Here is a 16,211-nt window from a genome sequence, read left to right on the forward strand (position 1 = left end):
TAATCTGTTCTTCGGTGAATCGCTTCTTCATGACCGTTCCTCTCTTGGGAACGGACTCTACATCGTCAACGTACTAATCGCGGGGAGCAGGTCACAGGTGGTCTACCTGTGGCTGCTGAATACATCTGCGGTGACATGCTTCATCGCCTGGTTCGGCATTGCGCTGGCGCACTACCGGTTCCGCAAGGGGTTCACGAGCCAGGGCCATTCAGTGGAGCAACTGGCGTATCGGTCGCCGTTCTTCCCATTCGGGCCGATCATGGTGGCGATCCTGTGCGCGGTGATCATCCTTGGGCAGAACACCAAGGCACTGTTTGCACCGGTGGACAACTTCGGCGCCTTCATCGCAACGTACTGCGGTGTGATTCTGTTCGTGGCGATCTGGCTGGCTTACCGCTGGAAATTCAAGACGCGATTCGTGAAGTACACCGAGATGCAGTTCAGCCCGGCGCATCTGCAACAACCCGAACCTACCAACGCCACTGCGACGGGCGTGGTTGCCAACTAGGCAAATCAAAAAAGGCCCGCACAGTTGTCCATGCGGGCCATCTTTTCAGTGTGGTTAAACGTCCGGCCTTTACACCTCCAGCCACTCCTGCCGGACTTTCGCATCGGCCTTCAACTGCTGGGGCGTTCCTTCAAACACGATCTGCCCGTGACCCATCACATACACCCGCTGTGAAATGTCGAGGGCAATGGCGAGTTTCTGCTCCACCAGCAGCACGGAGATCCCCCGCTCCTTGAGCGTCTTCAGATACTCGCCCACGAGCGTCACGACCAGCGGCGCAAGGCCCTCGGTCGGCTCGTCGATGATGATGAAGTCGGGATCGCCCATCAGCGTGCGGCACAGCGTCAGCATCTGCTGCTCGCCACCCGACAGCACACCGGCGGCGGTGTTCTCGCGCTCCTTCAGGCGCGGGAACATCTGGTACATGTCTTCGACCTGCCAGCGCAGCTTGGGCTGACTGGGATTGCGTTTCTCGCCAAGCAACAGGTTCTGCCGCACCGTCAGCGTGGGGAAAATATCCCGGTTCTCGGGCACATAGCCGATGCCTTTGTGCGCGACTTCGAAGGTTCGCAGGCCACTCACGTTCTTGCCGCGCAGCAGGATTTCGCCTTCGTGCCGCACCATGCCCATGATGGACTTGGCCAGGGTCGAACGCCCCACGCCGTTGCGGCCGAGCAGCGCAACGATCTCGCCCTCGCCCACATGCATGTCGACGCCGTGCAGGATGTGGCTCTTGCCGTAGTACGCGTGCAGGTCGCGCACCTCCAACATCGGAGTATTCGTTGCCATCAATGCGCTCCTGCAGATTCGGTTTCATTCGCGTCCAGCGTGGTGCCGAGGTAGGCTTCCTTCACGCGCCGGTTGTTGCGAATGGCTTCGGGTGTGTCGGTGGCGATCACTTCGCCATAGACGAGTACCGAGATGCGGTCGGCGAGGCCAAACACCACGCTCATGTCGTGCTCGACCATCACCAGCGTCTTGCCCACAGTGACCTTGCGGATAAGCTCGACCGCATGGTCGGATTCGGAGCGGCTCATGCCGGCCGTGGGTTCATCCAGCAAAATCACATCGGCGCCGCCCGCGATGGTGATGCCGATTTCCAGCGCCCGTTGCTCGGCGTACGTCAGCAGGCCTGCGGCGGCGTCACGCCGATGTGTCATGCCGATCTGCTCGAGCACTTCTTCCGCGCGCTCGCGTGCGTCGCGCAGTTCGGCCAGCTTGTGCCAGAACGAATACTTGTAGCCAAGCGACCAGAGCACCGCGCAGCGCAGGTTCTCGAACACCGACAAGCGATGAAAGATGTTGGTGATCTGGAAGCTGCGCGACAGGCCCTTGCGGTTGATCTCGAAGGGCGCCAGGCCGCTGATCTCTTCGCCGTTCAGGCGCACGCTGCCCGAGCTGGCCGGGAAGCGGCCCGAGATCAGGTTGAACGTGGTCGATTTGCCGGCGCCGTTCGGGCCGATGAGCGCATGGCGCTCGCCCTTGCCGATGGTGAGGTTGACCCCTCGAATGATTTCGGTCGCGCCAAAGCGCTTGCGAACGTCGCGCAACTCGAGCGCGGCGGTCGGCCCGGATGTCAGTTGGCTCATGGTTGCGGCTCCTGCAATGCGTTGTCCCAAGCGGCGCGCAGCTTGCCCGCTGCAGCACGCAGGCCGAAGGCGCCCACCAGCCACAGCGCGGCGGTGACAATCCATGGCTTGAGGGTATTCGGTTCGACAGACAGGCCGAACAGCGTGGCCACGCCACCCGAGGCGTCGTCCTGCACGGCGTAGATCATTTCCACGGTGGAAATCAACGCGACCAGCAGGATGACCGCCGGCACAATCGCCAAACCGTAAGCTGGCAGGAGCGTCTTCAGCTTGCCGCGTCGCAGGATCGGCAGATGTATGACCAAGAGGCTGGCGATGCCACCCGGCGCGTACATGACCATCAGCACAAAGAACAACCCCAGGTACAGCAGCCACGCCTTGGTGATGCCCGACAGCGCCACGGTGAAGAACACCGTGAGCACCGCGCCGATGATCGGCCCGAAGAAGCTGCCCATGCCGCCAATGAACGCCGCCAGCAGCACGGAGCCCGAGCGCACTGCCGACACGTTCTCGGCCGTCACGATCTCAAAGTTGATGCACGACAGCGCGCCGGCAATGCCAGCGAAGAACGCCGACAGAATTACTACCAGGAAGCGCACGCGCTGCGTGTTGTAGCCGATGAACTCCACGCGCTCAGGGTTGTCGCGCACCGCGTTGGCGATGCGGCCCAGCGGCGTCTGCGTCCAGGCGTACATCAGCGCCATTGAAATCAGGCACCACGCGGCGATCAGGTAATACACCTGGCGTGCCGGGCCGAAGGTGATGCCGGCCAGGGCATCGCCGATGCTGCGGTTCGTGGAGACACCGCCCTCGCCGCCAAAGAAGTCCGGAAACATCAACGCGCTGGCAAACACCATCTCGCCGATACCCAGCGTGATCATGGCGAACGTCGTGCCGGACTTCTTGGTGGTGACGTAGCCGAAGATCACGCCGAATAGCGCACCGCCCAGGCCGCCGGCAATCGGCAACAGCGCAACGGCGAGCGGCCCGCCGATGCCCAGCGCCTGCACGGCGCCGATCTTGTTGAGCAGGTGCACGGCCATGAAGGCGCCCAGGCCGGCATACACCGCGTGCCCGAACGACAGCATGCCGGACTGCCCCAGCAGCATGTTGTACGACAGCGCGAAGATGATCATGATGCCCATCTGCGAAAGCAGCGTGATGGCAAAACCCTGCGGCCAGATGAGCGGCAGCACGATCATCACCAGCGCAGTGGTGCCCCAGAGCATCCAGCGGGCAAGATTGACAGGCTTGAACTTCATCGTCCGCGCTCGATCGTTGGCCGGCAGCGCGGCTTGTTGTTGCGCTTGTTGGTGCATGGTGCGTTCCATTTAGCTCTCCCGCGTACCCATCAGCCCACGCGGGCGGAAGATCAGCATCAGCACCAGCAGCAGATACGGCAGCACCGGTGCGACTTGCGCAATCGTCAGGTTCCAGACCGAGATGAGCGGCACGTCGGGGTTGAGCGTGACACCGATCTTCCCGAGCACGCTGGTCACCGAAATATCAAGCGTGACGGCAAAGGTCTGGATGCAACCGATCAGCAGCGACGCAACGAACGCGCCCACAAGAGACCCCATGCCGCCCACGACCGCCACCACGAAGACGATGGAGCCGACCGCTGCCGCCATCGATGGCTCGGTCACGAACGCGTTGCCGCCAATCACGCCCGCCAACCCGGCCAGCGCGCAGCCGCCGCCGAACACCAGCATGAACACGCGCGGTACGTTGTGACCCAGCGCTTCGACCATGTCCGGATGCGTAAGCGCAGCTTGAATGACGAGCCCGATACGCGTGCGCGTGAGCAGCAGAAAAATGCCAACCAGCATCAGCAGCGACACCAGCATCATGAAGGCGCGGTACTTGGGAAACGACGACGTGAACAGCGTGAACAACGGGCCATCCAGCGCGTCCGGCACGCGGTACGGCACGGCGGGCAGGCCCCACACCAGCTTCACGCCTTCTTCAATCAGATAGGCCAGTCCGAAGGTAAACAGCAGTTCGGCCACGTGGCCATAGCGGTGCACCGTGCGCAGGCCGAAGCGCTCGACAACTGCGCCCAGCGCGCCCACCAGCAGCGGCGCCACGATCAACGCGGTCCAGAAGCCCAGATAGCCGCTGACGACATAGGCGAAATACGCGCCCAGCATGTAGAAGCTGGCGTGTGCAAAATTGAGCACGCCCATCATGCTGAAGATCAGCGTCAGGCCCGAAGACAACATGAACAGCAGCAGCCCGTAGCTGATGCCGTTCAAGAGATTGATGACTAGAAATTCCACGCTGCAGCCCTTCCAGCAGATTCGGCGGAGCACGGGCGAGCGCATCAATGCGCTGGCCCATGGACTCCGTTTAAAACATCGCCGCACGATAGCATCGGACGGCCCTTCGGCACACCACCCGCCGCCTTACTGTGGACGCTTCATCTGGCAGGAAGTCGGCTGCGACGCGACGTACTGGTCGAGCACCGCATCGGTCTTCCAGCCGTAGCCGGTGTTTTCCTGGTCGAACTTGACGTTCTTGCCGTTGGTTTTTTCCCAGGTGGCGATGTAGAGCGGCTGCTGGCCCTGGTGGTCAGACGCGCGCATCTCGAAAGTGCCGTTCAGGCTGTCGACCTTCATGCCTTCGAAGGCCTTGGCCACCTTGGCAGGCTCGGCCGACTTCGTCTGCTTGATGGCCTTGGCCAGCATGGCGATGCCGGTGTACGACGCCATGAGGTAGTAATCGTCGTTGTACTTCTTCTTGTAGCCCTCGACGATATCGGCGCCCTTGTAGCCGTCGTTGTTGACGTTCCAGTAGCCCACGTATTTCACATGATCTGCCCCTGCGGAGCCCATCGCTGTCGGAACGCCCGTGGTCGAGGCGTAGTACGTATAGAAGTTCGCGTTCAGGCCTGCATCCTTGCCGGCTTTGATGAGCAGTGCCAGGTCGCTGCCCCAGTTGCCGGTGATGACGGTGTCGGCACCCGACGACTTGATCTTCGAGACGTACGGCGAGAAGTCCTTCACCTGCGCCAGCGGGTGCAGGTCTTCACCCACGATCTCGATGTCTGGACGCTTGCGCTTGAGGTATTCCTTGGCCGCACGCGCGACCTGATGGCCGAACGAATAGTTCTGGTTGATCAGGTAGACCTTCTTGACCTTCGGATCTTTCGCCAGGAAGCTGGTCAGCGCTTCCATCTTCATGTCGGAGTTGGCGTCCAGGCGGAAGTGCCAGTAATTGCACTTGCTGTTCGTCATGTCCGGATCCACCGCAGCGTAGTTCAGGTAGACGATTTCCTTACCCGGATTACGCTCGTTGTACTTGGCCACGGCGTCTTCCAGCGCCATGCCCACGCTCGAGCCGTTGCCCTGCACGATGTAGTGGATGCCCTGATCAGCCACCTGCTTGAGCGCCGTCAGGCTTTCCTGCGGCGAGAGCTTGTTGTCGAAGCCCACCACTTCGAACTTCGTGCCGTCGCCGGCCCAGTTCTTCTGCGTGGCGAGATCGGCAATGTACTGCCAGCTGCGCAACTGGTTCTGACCCAGCGCGCCCATCAGGCCGGACAACGGATCGATCCAGGCGATCTTCACGGTTTCGGCGGCGGACGCTGCAGTGGGCAGAGCTGCCCCACCGATTGCCGCAACACATGCAACAGCCACAACCAACGGACGGAACTTCGTCATGCGTGTCTCCTTCATGTGGTGGAGCCGCCGGCGAGTCACTCTCCGCATGCCTCTGGTGGGCGTGCGGCTGCTTGCGTCTCCAGGTTGCAACGCGCCCGGGCTTCATCCCGCTGCGTCGACGTGTCCGTCGCGCGGCGGCCGGCCCTGATCCGGTTGTCTTACGTCCGCCGTCCTCGTGCCGGGGTGACCCCGTGCACGGGCGGCGGTTTCTATATGTAGCTAAGCCTGTACAGCGGGGAACTGATAATCCTTGAACTGCTCGCGCAGCTTCAGCTTCTGCATCTTGCCGGTGGCCGTGAGCGGAATTTCGGTGACAAACACCACGTCATCCGGAATCCACCATTTGGCAACCTTGCCTTCGAAGAACTTGAGCATCTCCTCACGCGTGAGTTCCACACCTGGCTTCTTCATCACCACCAGCAACGGGCGCTCGTCCCACTTCGGGTGGTGGCACGAGATGCATGCGGCCATGTGCACGCCGGGGTGCGCAGCGGCCACGTTTTCCACATCGATGGACGAAATCCACTCACCGCCCGACTTGATCACGTCCTTGCTCCGATCTGTGATCTGCATGTAGCCATCGGCATCGATATTGGCCACGTCCCCCGTCGGGAACCAGCCATCAACCAGCGGCGACACTTCGTTGCGGTAATAGCTCTGAATGGTCCAAGGCCCGCGCACGTAGAGATCGCCGAAAGCCTTGCCGTCCCACGGCAGTTCGTGGCCCTCGGCATCGACGATCTTCATCTCGACGCCGTAGATGGCGCGGCCCTGACGTTCGAGCACATGCTGCTTGGCCTCGTCCGGCAGGTCGGCATGCTTGCCCATCAGCTTGCACGTGGTGCCCAGCGGGGACATTTCCGTCATGCCCCACGCGTGGATGACTTCGACGTCCAGTTCTTTGAGCGTACGGATCATGGCCGGCGGCGCAGCCGAGCCGCCAATCACGGTCTTGCGGAACGTCGAGAATTTCAGCTTGTTGGCCTGCACGTGTTGCAGCAGGCCCAGCCATACCGTCGGCACGCCGGCGGAGAACGTGACCTTCTCCTGCTCGAACAGTTCGAACAGCGAAGCGCCATCCAGTTTCGGCCCCGGGAAGACGAGCTTGGCGCCCACCAGCGGCACCGAATACGGCAGCCCCCACGCGTTGACGTGGAACATCGGCACCACCGGCAGAATCACGTCCTGCGCCGAGCACCCGAGCGCATCGGGCAATGCAGACGCATACGAATGCAGCACTGTGGATCGATGCGAGTACAACGCGCCCTTCGGGTTGCCCGTAGTGCCCGACGTGTAGCACAGGCCTGCTGCGGTGTTCTCGTCGAACTGCGGCCAGGTGTAGTCGGCGCTCTGCGCGTCCAGCAGCTCTTCGTAGCAGAGCATCGGCACGCTGGAAGTGGGCATGTGCGCGCGATCGGTCATCGCCACCCAGCCCTTCACGTTCGGGCAGTGCGGGGCGATGCCCTCGATGAGCGGCACGAACGTCAGGTCGAAGAAAACGTACTGATCGTCTGCGTGATTGACGATGTAGGCGATCTGGTCAGGAAACAGCCGCGGGTTGATGGTGTGGCACACCGAGCCCGAACCGGAGACGCCGTAATAGATTTCAAGATGGCGATAGCCGTTCCAGGCCAGCGTACCGACGCGTTCGCCGGGCTGCACGCCCAGTGCGGCCAGCGCATTCGCCAGTTGCTTGGAACGGTCTCGCACGTGCCGGTACGTGGTGCGATGGATATCGCCCTCGACACGGCGCGACACGACTTCAGTCGAACCGGAATTGCGCGCTGCATGTTCGATGATGGTCGAGATGAGCAACGGAGCGCTCATCATTTGTCCCATCAGGGCCATGGTGTCTCCTAGAAAAAACTGAACAACCGTTCTATTTTTTGGCCGATTGTTCCCGTGATCGTCAAGCACGTCAACGGGATATTGTTGTGCGCTGCCACATCGGCCCCCATGTTTACCCGGCCATCTGAAAAATCCTGCGAATCGTTGTGGTGCAAGGGTTCGCAGGCTGCAGCTTTTTTTACTCGCAAGTACAATACGCGATAGCGTTGCTGCGTCTCAACATGGCGTTTTCCCCTACGCAGAGCGCATTTTGCTGCGCTGCAAAGCGCACAACATTTGAGGATTCGGCACTGTTTTTGCGCCGTTTCCTGTGTTATCCGCCCCCTGCCCGGCCGCCCCATCCCATGACTGCCTCCCCCGCCGCCTTGCCTGACGATTCCCTTGCGAGCCCCTTCGACTGGCCTGGCCGCCCCGCAGCAGCCCCCGGTTTCTCGGCACTGGGCGAACGCTTTCTTACACGCCTGCCCCCGATGCCCATGCCTTCGGGAGCGATTGGCGAACCGTATCTGGTCGGGTTCTCGCCAGATGCCGCAGCGTCGCTCGGCATCACGCGCGCCGAACTCGACACCGCTGCGGGGCTGGCCGTATTCACCGGTAACGCCGTCGCCACCTGGAGCGACCCGCTCGCCACTGTCTACTCAGGCCACCAGTTCGGCGTGTGGGCAGGCCAGTTGGGCGATGGCCGTGCGCTGCTGCTGGCGGAATTCCAGACCGCCGACGGCCCCTACGAAGTCCAGCTCAAAGGTGCCGGCCGTACGCCGTATTCGCGCATGGGCGACGGGCGCGCCGTGCTGCGATCGTCCATTCGGGAATTCCTCTGCTCGGAAGCCATGGCAGGCCTCGGCATTCCGACCACGCGCGCCCTGTGCGTGACCGGCGCTGACGCCCCCGTGCGCCGCGAAGAGATCGAAACCGCTGCCGTCGTTACGCGCCTCGCGCCGTCGTTCGTGCGCTTCGGTCATTTCGAACACTTTGCGGCCAGCGAACAGCTGCCCCAGCTTCGTGCACTCGCCGATTACGTCATCGACCGCTTCTACCCCGCCAGCCGCAGCGAGCCGCAACCGTATCTCGCGCTGCTGCGCGAACTCGCCCGCCGCACCGCTGAACTGATGGCCGACTGGCAAGCCGTTGGCTTCTGCCACGGCGTGATGAACACAGACAACATGTCGATTCTTGGCCTCACGCTCGACTACGGCCCGTTCGGCTTCCTGGACGGCTTTGACGCCAACCACATCTGCAACCACTCGGACACCGGCGGCCGTTACGCCTATGCGCAGCAGCCGCAGATCGGCTACTGGAACCTGTTCTGCCTCGCGCAGGCGTTGCTGCCGTTGTTCGGCGAAGATCCCGACGTTTTCGTCAATTTGAGCGACGAAGCGCAGGCTCAACCCGCCATCGATGCCGCGCAAAACGTATTACTGACCTACCGCGACGTCTACGGCGCGGCGTTCTACGCACGTTATCGCGCCAAGCTCGGCCTCTCCACCGCACAGGACGCAGACGAGGCGCTCTTCGGCGATCTGTTCAAGCTCCTGCACAACCAGCGTGCCGATTACACGTTGTTCTTCCGCCACCTCGCCGACGTACGCCGCGACGACACGCCGGCTGCGGCAGAAGCGCGCACCGTGCGCGATTTCTTCTTCGACCGTGCAGCCGCAGACGTATGGCTTGCCGCTTATCGGCAGCGCTTGCAGGCCGAACCGCAATCCGACGACGAACGCGCAGCCGCCATGCAGCGCGTCAACCCGAAATACGTGCTGCGTAACCACCTGGCTGAAATCGCCATCCGCCGCGCCAAGGAAAAGGATTTCTCCGAAGTCGAAAACCTGCGCGCCGTGCTGGCCCGCCCGTTTGACGACCACCCCGGCTTCGAGCACTACGCGCAGCCCGCGCCGGACTGGGCATCGTCATTGGAAGTGAGCTGCTCGTCGTGAGCCGGCATGCCGACATGCGGGGCGCGTGATGCACCGGAACTGACGCCGTGCTCTAATCCGCGCCTGTCAGGATTGCCGCTGCCGCACGACAAAACAACGTCAGCCGCTCGATCGCTCCATCCCGCGGTTGCCGAATCCAACAAGGAGTCTCATCACCATGACCGTCAAGAAATCCGACGCCGAATGGCGCGACCAACTCTCCGACATCGAATACCGTGTCACCCGGGAAGCGGCCACTGAGCGCCCCTTCACCGGCAAGTACTGGGACCACTGGGATCGCGGCGTCTACAACTGCGTCTGCTGCGGCACGCCGCTGTTTGAATCGTCGACCAAGTTCGATGCGGGCTGCGGCTGGCCGAGCTATTTCCAGCCCATCAACGGCGAGGTGATCGACGAGAAGACGGACCGCTCGCACGGCATGCTGCGCATCGAAGTGCAGTGCAAGAATTGTGGCGCGCACCTCGGCCACGTGTTCGAGGATGGCCCCGCGCCCACTGGCCTGCGGTATTGCATCAACTCGGCTGCGCTAAAATTCGGCGATTGATCTTTCCCTAATCATCGTCCGTATAGGCCCGCACAAGCGCGTTCCCGCATGAAATTCCTGTTCGATCTGTTCCCGGTCATCCTGTTCTTTGCTGCCTTCAAGGTCGCCGGTATTTATGTGGCGACCACCGTCGCGATGGTCGCCACCGTGCTGCAGATCGCCTGGGTGTGGTTCAAGCACCGCAAGGTCGACGCCATGCAGTGGCTGTCGCTGCTCATCATCGGGGTGTTTGGCGGCGCAACGCTTATCTTCCACAACGAAACCTTCATCAAGTGGAAGCCGACGGTGCTCTATTGGCTGTTTGGCGTTGTGCTGTTGGGCAGCGTGGTGGTCGTTCGCAAGAACCTCATCCGCGCCATGATGGAGCAGCAGGTATCGCTGCCCGAAACGATGTGGGGCCGCCTGAACCTGGTGTGGGCGCTGTTCTTCCTGGTCATGGGCTGCCTGAACCTTTATGTGGCCTACAACTTCGACACCGACGTGTGGGTCAACTTCAAGCTGTTCGGATCGATGGGCCTGATGGTGGTATTCATCCTTGCGCAGAGTGTCTGGCTGGCGCGCCACATGCAGGAGCGCCCGGCCAACGCGGCCAACGATGCCAACATCGGAGACGACCGCTGATGGCCGCAGATCCGCAAGAAATTGAACGCCTCCTGCGCGAGGCCTTCCAGCCTGTCCAACTGGTCGTTGAAGACGACAGCGCCAAGCACGCCGGGCACGCCGGCGCAGCCTCCGGCGGCGGGCATTACAACGTCGAAATCGTTAGCGCGGCCTTTGCCGGCAAGAACCGTTTGGCCCGTCATCGCATGGTGTATGATGCGCTGCACACGCTGTGGCCGGCGGCAATCCATGCGCTGGCGATCCGCGCGGTCACTCCCGAAGAAAACACGTAAGCGCATTCCACGCTCACTCGTCCTTCCCTCGAACGCAATCCCATGAAGATTTCCAGCCTCACTGCCAGCCTGCTGGCTGCTGCCCTTGCTGCGACCGTTGCTCCCGCGATGGCGCAAAACGCCGCGGTGGTCAACGGCAAAGCCATCCCGAGCGCCAAGGTGGACGCGCTGATCAAGAAGTCGGGCCAGCCCGAATCGCCCGAGCTGCGCGCCAGGGCCCGCGACATGCTGGTCGACCGTGAACTGATCGAGCAGGACGCGGCCAAACGCGGTCTGCTGGAGCGTGACGACATTCAGGAACAACTCGCTGCTGCGCGCCTGAATGTGCTCGTGGCCGCCGAGTTCGAAGACTACGTCAAGAACAGCCCTGCCACCGAAGACGAACTGCACAAGCAGTACGACAAGATCAAGGCGCAGTTCGGCAACGGCAAGGAATACCACGCCCACCACATCCTGGTGGACAAGGAAGCCGACGCGAAGGCCATCATCGCCAAGCTCAAGGCCGGCGCCAAGTTTGAAGACATCGCCAAGGCGCAATCGAAGGACAAGGGATCGGGCGCCAACGGCGGCGATCTGGACTGGGCGAACCCGGGCACCTACGTGCCGGAATTCTCGGCCGCTCTCACCGGCCTGAAGAAGGGGCAGATCACCCAGACGCCGGTCAAGACGCAATTCGGCTGGCACGTGATCCGCCTGGACGACACGCGCGACGCCAAGATCCCGTCGTACGAAGAGGTCAAGCCGCAACTGCTCGAGATGATGATGGGCGACCAGAACTGGCAACGCAGCAAGTTCCAGGCGATGCTGAAAGACCTGCGCGAAAAAGCGAAGATCCAGTAAGCAGAGCAGCCCGTTGGGGCAGTGAAAAAAGGGGCCGCGTGCCCCTTTTTGATTTGATGGCGACGTTGCATCGCACGCAATCGGAATCCCCTCCCTGCCCCAGGTTTTCTTTTGAAGTGTTTGCTGAAAAGCATTGCGATTTGGCCGATAATGTGCGCCCACGCGCGCCGGCATTGCACTGCTTCGGTGCGCTCAAGAATCAAGACAGTCTTACAAAACCAACCACGCCGGCACGGGCATATCCCGCCCGCCGCCAGAGCGAAACCACCCAAAAGGAAACAGGAGATCCTTATGTCCACGTTCAAGCACGCCTTCCGCATTGCCGCGCTTGCCGCCATTCCGATGGCACTGCTGCAAGCCGCACCGGCACTGGCCCAGGCCACCAAGTCGGTCGAAGTGCTGGCCATCGTTGAGCACCCGGCGCTCGACGCCATCCGCGATGGCGCCAAGGAACAACTCAAGGCCGAAGGCTTTGACGCAGGCAAGAACCTGAAGTGGGAATACCAGAGCGCACAAGGCAGCACGGCCACCGCCGCGCAGATTGCCCGCAAGTTCATCGGCGACAAGCCGGACGCCATCGTCGCCATCGCTACCCCGTCGGCGCAGGCCGTTGTGGCTGCCACCAAGTCGATCCCCGTCGTGTATTCGGGCGTGACCGATCCGGTTGCCGCACAACTGGTCAAGAGCTGGGCGCCGACCGGCACCAACGTGACCGGCGTGTCTGACAAGCTGCCGCTGGACAAGCAGATCGCCCTGATCAAGCGTGTGGTGCCCAATGCCAAGCGCGTGGGCATGGTCTACAACCCGGGCGAAGCCAACTCGGTCGTGGTCGTCACCGAGCTGAAGAAGCTGCTGTCGGCGCAAGGCATGACGCTCGTCGAGTCGGCAGCTCCGCGTACGGTGGATATCGCGCCGGCCGCCAAGAACCTGATCGGCAAGGTCGACGTGATCTACACGAACACCGACAACAACGTGGTGTCGGCGTACGAATCGCTGGTGAAGGTGGCCAACGAAGCGAAGATCCCGCTGGTGGCCGGCGATACCGACAGCGTCAAGCGTGGCGCCATCGCTGCACTGGGCATCAACTACTACAAGCTGGGCCAGCAGACCGGCAAGGTCGTCGCCCGCATCCTGAAGGGTGAGAAGCCGGGCGCGATTGCGTCGGCCGGCAGCTCCGACCTGGAGCTGTTCGTGAACGAAGGCGCAGCCAAGAAGCAAGGCGCCACCCTGTCGGCGGACCTGCTGAAGGACGCCAAGGAAGTCATCAAGTAACTCGCAAGGCGCCGGGCCGGCCTCCGCCCGACGGAGCCGGCCCGGCGCGGGTCTGCCTGCCCGAGCCCCAACGCGGCTATCCGCCGCATAATGGCCGGGCGCTTACGCTCCTACCCATAAGCGTCCCCGTTCATTGCACACAGGCCGGTGCCCAATCACCGTGCCCTACTCTGTCATGTCACTGTTTTCATTGCTCGGCGCCCTGGAGATCGGTCTGATCTTCAGCCTCGTGGCGCTCGGGGTGCTGATCTCCTTCCGCATCCTCAACTTCCCTGACCTCACTGTCGACGGCAGCTTCCCGATGGGCGGCGCTGTGGCGGCCACGCTCATCGCTGGCGGACACGATCCGTTCATGTCGACGCTGGGTGGCACGCTGGCCGGCGCAGTTGCCGGCTTCATTACGGGCTGGCTCAACGTACGCCTGAAAATCATGGACCTGCTCGCCAGTATCCTGATGATGATCGCGCTGTACTCGGTCAACCTGCGCATCATGGGCAAGCCGAACGTGCCGCTCATCTCGGAGCCGACGATCTTCTCGCTGCTGCAGCCGGAGTGGATGCCCGACTACGTGTTCCGACCCGTACTGCTGGGTGTTGTCGTGGTCGTCGTCAAGCTGCTGGTGGACTGGTTCTTCTCGACGCAGATCGGCCTGTCGCTGCGCGCGACCGGTGCCAACCCGCGCATGGCACGCGCGCAGGGCGTCGCCACCGGCGCGGCCACGTTGGCCGGCATGGCGCTGTCCAACGCACTGGTGGCGCTTGCTGGTGCGCTCTACGCGCAAACGCAGGGCGGCGCCGACGTGTCGATGGGTATCGGCACCATCGTCATCGGCCTGGCTGCCGTCATCATCGGCGAGACCGTGCTGCCGGCACGCCGCCTGGTGCTGACCACGCTGGCCGTGGTGGTGGGCGCGATCCTGTATCGCTTCTTCATCGCCCTGGCGCTCAACAGCGATTTCATCGGCCTGCAGGCGCAGGATCTGAACATGGTGACCGCCGCGCTAGTGGTGATCGCGCTCGTGCTTCCCGGTGTGCGCCGCAAGGTGTTCGGCAAGCTCGCCAAGAACGGTACCAAGGGGAACTGACATGCTGAGCGCACAAGGACTCACCCTCACCTTCAACCCGGGCACGCCGATTGAGACGCGCGCGCTGCGCGGCCTGTCGCTGGAGATCCCGTCGGGCCAGTTCGTGTCCGTGATCGGCTCGAACGGGGCCGGCAAATCGACGTTCCTGAACTCCATCAGCGGCGACCAGCTGGTCGACTCGGGCCGCATCACCATCGACGGTGAAGACGTCACGCGCAAGACCGCGTGGCAACGCGCCGACAAGGTCGCCCGCGTGTTCCAGGACCCGATGGCCGGCACCTGCGAAAACCTGACCATCGAAGAGAACATGTCGCTGGCCATGTGCCGCGGGCAGCGTCGCGGTTTCAAGTTCGCGACCAACCGCAAGTGGCGCGAGATCTTCCGCGAGCAACTGCGCCGGCTCGACCTAGGCCTGGAAAACCGCCTGACCGATCGCATCGGCCTGCTCTCCGGCGGGCAGCGCCAGGCCGTGAGCCTGCTGATGGCCTCGCTGCAGTCGTCGCGCATCCTGCTGCTGGATGAGCACACCGCCGCGCTCGACCCGAAAACGGCCGCCTTCGTGCTGGAGCTGACCGCCAAGATCGTCTCGGAGAGCAAGCTGACGACGATGATGGTGACGCACTCCATGCGCCAGGCGCTCGACTACGGCGACCGCACGGTGATGCTGCACCAGGGCAACGTGATCCTCGACGTGCAAGGCGAGGAACGCCGTGGCCTGGACGTGCCGCACCTGCTGCAGAAGTTCGAGGAAACGCGCGGTGCCAAGGTGGACGACGACGCGCTGTTGCTGGGCTGATCCCGCTCCTGGGCGTCAAGACGACGCTCAGGGCCGGCACCGCCGCCACATCACACACAGATCGGGCTCCCTTAGCGGAGCCCGCGACATTTCCGCTCCATGACCAAGGCCCGCCGCCCTGCCATCAGCATCGCGCCCAATCAGCACGCGGACGACTCGCCAACGCTGTCAAAAGGCCAGCGAGCATTCAACGCGCTGATCAAGCAGATCGAGAATCGGCGCAAGCGGCTGGCGGATTGGGAGGCGGTCACCGTTCAGTTCCAGCGCCGATATGCCGGCGAGTTCTTGCCGCTGGAGCGCAGCCGCATCGCATTGCAGATCCGCTTTGTGCGCAGCCTGGACCAGGTCTACGAGCACGATGCCTTCACCAAGGCAGAGCGCCGCAAGATCTGCGCGCTCATCATCGATCTTGCACGAGACCTGATCGATGAAGACGCGAGCCTGAAGGCGCTCTACAACAAGTACAGCGGCACAGACTTTGACCGGGAAGCCGCGATGCAAGCCGCGGAGATGAAGGCAAGGCTGGAGGCCGCACTCGGCGTCGGCCTGGGCGACGACGCGGATGTGCATTCGGAAGAGGCGCTACTGCAACGCGCCCGCGAGCACCTCGCACAACGGGCTGAGAAAAAGGCCGCCGCCACAACCAAGCGTGAAGCCCGCCGGGCCGCGCGGAAGAAATCTTCGAAGCAACTTGCGGCAGAAGCACAGGAGGCAGACGAACAGGCGCAGATCAGCCTGTCCATCCGCGAGGTCTATCGCAAGCTCGCCAGCGCCCTGCACCCCGACCGTGAAACCGATCCGCAGGAGCGGGACCGCAAGACCGGCCTCATGCAGCGCGTCAACGAGGCGTATGACAAGAACAACCTCCTGCAACTGCTGGAATTGCAGCTGGAGCTTGAGCACATCGACCAGCACTCGATCAACCGGATCAGCGAAGCGCGGCTGACGCACTACAACCAGATCCTGAAAGACCAGGTGCGGGAGCTTGACCGGCAAATCCATCGCGTCGAGACGACGTTTCGATACACGTACGGGTATCAGCGGTTCGAAGCGCTGCCGCCGGACGCCGTCTTGCAAAAACTCGACCTCGACATCGCAGCGCTGCGCCAACAGGTGTGCAATATCGAGCAGGACCTTGCCGCCTTCGACGATTTCCGCGACGTGCGGCGCATGCTGAAATCCCGCTCGACGCTCGACTGACGGCCTGCTGGGCCGCACGCCGATCCAGCAAAAACGGGCAC

The 16,211-nt window shown here is 62.6% G+C and carries 15 protein-coding genes and 1 pseudogene; 10 read left to right on the forward strand and 6 right to left on the reverse strand.

Annotated features, from left to right (window positions below):
* A pseudogene (locus ACUXH0_RS08410) lies at window positions 1-508 on the forward strand (hypothetical protein); the annotation flags it as partial.
* A gap of 69 nt (window positions 509-577) precedes the next feature.
* On the opposite strand, the gene ACUXH0_RS08415 reads toward ACUXH0_RS08410, so the two are convergent.
* The 6 genes from ACUXH0_RS08415 to ACUXH0_RS08440 form a co-directional block, all read right to left on the reverse strand.
* Entirely contained in the window at window positions 578-1,297 is a 720-nt protein-coding gene (locus ACUXH0_RS08415; RefSeq protein WP_182593889.1) for an ABC transporter ATP-binding protein, read from the reverse strand.
* Window positions 1,297-2,097, reverse strand: a complete 801-nt coding sequence (locus ACUXH0_RS08420) for an ABC transporter ATP-binding protein (protein WP_004626953.1) — start codon at window positions 2,095-2,097, stop codon at window positions 1,297-1,299. Before ACUXH0_RS08420 ends, ACUXH0_RS08415 begins: the two co-directional genes overlap by 1 nt.
* On the reverse strand, window positions 2,094-3,428 hold the full coding sequence (locus tag ACUXH0_RS08425; RefSeq protein ID WP_012435576.1) for a branched-chain amino acid ABC transporter permease: 1,335 nt from the start codon (window positions 3,426-3,428) through the stop codon (window positions 2,094-2,096). Before ACUXH0_RS08425 ends, ACUXH0_RS08420 begins: the two co-directional genes overlap by 4 nt.
* Entirely contained in the window at window positions 3,429-4,376 is a 948-nt protein-coding gene (locus tag ACUXH0_RS08430; protein WP_024541690.1) for a branched-chain amino acid ABC transporter permease, read from the reverse strand.
* A gap of 126 nt (window positions 4,377-4,502) precedes the next feature.
* A complete protein-coding gene (locus tag ACUXH0_RS08435) occupies window positions 4,503-5,759 on the reverse strand; it encodes a branched-chain amino acid ABC transporter substrate-binding protein (RefSeq protein WP_004626959.1) in 1,257 nt (418 codons plus the stop codon).
* Window positions 5,760-5,978: 219 nt separating this feature from the next.
* Entirely contained in the window at window positions 5,979-7,607 is a 1,629-nt protein-coding gene (locus ACUXH0_RS08440) for a 3-(methylthio)propionyl-CoA ligase (protein ID WP_004626960.1), read from the reverse strand.
* Between the two features lie 344 nt (window positions 7,608-7,951).
* Here ACUXH0_RS08440 and ACUXH0_RS08445 point away from each other — a divergent pair, with 344 nt between their 5' ends.
* The 9 genes from ACUXH0_RS08445 to ACUXH0_RS08485 all read left to right on the forward strand — a co-directional run bounded on the left by ACUXH0_RS08445 (window position 7,952) and on the right by ACUXH0_RS08485 (window position 16,170).
* Window positions 7,952-9,541 (forward strand): protein adenylyltransferase SelO, encoded by a 1,590-nt coding sequence (locus ACUXH0_RS08445; protein WP_024972677.1) that lies wholly within the window; start codon window positions 7,952-7,954, stop codon window positions 9,539-9,541.
* Between the two features lie 157 nt (window positions 9,542-9,698).
* On the forward strand, window positions 9,699-10,085 hold the full coding sequence (msrB, locus tag ACUXH0_RS08450; protein WP_004626963.1) for a peptide-methionine (R)-S-oxide reductase MsrB: 387 nt from the start codon (window positions 9,699-9,701) through the stop codon (window positions 10,083-10,085).
* A gap of 48 nt (window positions 10,086-10,133) precedes the next feature.
* Entirely contained in the window at window positions 10,134-10,706 is a 573-nt protein-coding gene (locus ACUXH0_RS08455; protein WP_004626965.1) for a septation protein A, read from the forward strand.
* A complete protein-coding gene (locus tag ACUXH0_RS08460) occupies window positions 10,706-10,978 on the forward strand; it encodes a BolA family protein (RefSeq protein WP_004626967.1) in 273 nt (90 codons plus the stop codon). The genes ACUXH0_RS08455 and ACUXH0_RS08460 overlap by 1 nt, the downstream gene beginning before the upstream one ends.
* Window positions 10,979-11,020: 42 nt before the next feature.
* On the forward strand, window positions 11,021-11,818 hold the full coding sequence (locus ACUXH0_RS08465; RefSeq protein WP_004626968.1) for a peptidylprolyl isomerase: 798 nt from the start codon (window positions 11,021-11,023) through the stop codon (window positions 11,816-11,818).
* A 291-nt stretch (window positions 11,819-12,109) separates the two neighbouring features.
* The gene (locus ACUXH0_RS08470) at window positions 12,110-13,090 is read left to right on the forward strand and encodes an ABC transporter substrate-binding protein (RefSeq protein ID WP_004626970.1); all 981 of its coding nucleotides are present in this window, start codon (window positions 12,110-12,112) and stop codon (window positions 13,088-13,090) included.
* A gap of 175 nt (window positions 13,091-13,265) precedes the next feature.
* Window positions 13,266-14,174 (forward strand): ABC transporter permease, encoded by a 909-nt coding sequence (locus ACUXH0_RS08475; RefSeq protein ID WP_004626972.1) that lies wholly within the window; start codon window positions 13,266-13,268, stop codon window positions 14,172-14,174.
* 1 nt (window position 14,175) lies between these two features.
* Window positions 14,176-14,970: an ABC transporter ATP-binding protein gene (locus tag ACUXH0_RS08480; protein WP_012435579.1), complete on the forward strand. Its 795-nt coding sequence runs from the start codon at window positions 14,176-14,178 to the stop codon at window positions 14,968-14,970.
* 99 nt (window positions 14,971-15,069) lie between these two features.
* Entirely contained in the window at window positions 15,070-16,170 is a 1,101-nt protein-coding gene (locus tag ACUXH0_RS08485) for a J domain-containing protein (RefSeq protein ID WP_182593890.1), read from the forward strand.
* Window positions 16,171-16,211 lie beyond the last annotated feature (41 nt).

This window comes from Ralstonia sp. 110700041-2 (assembly GCF_056280165.1).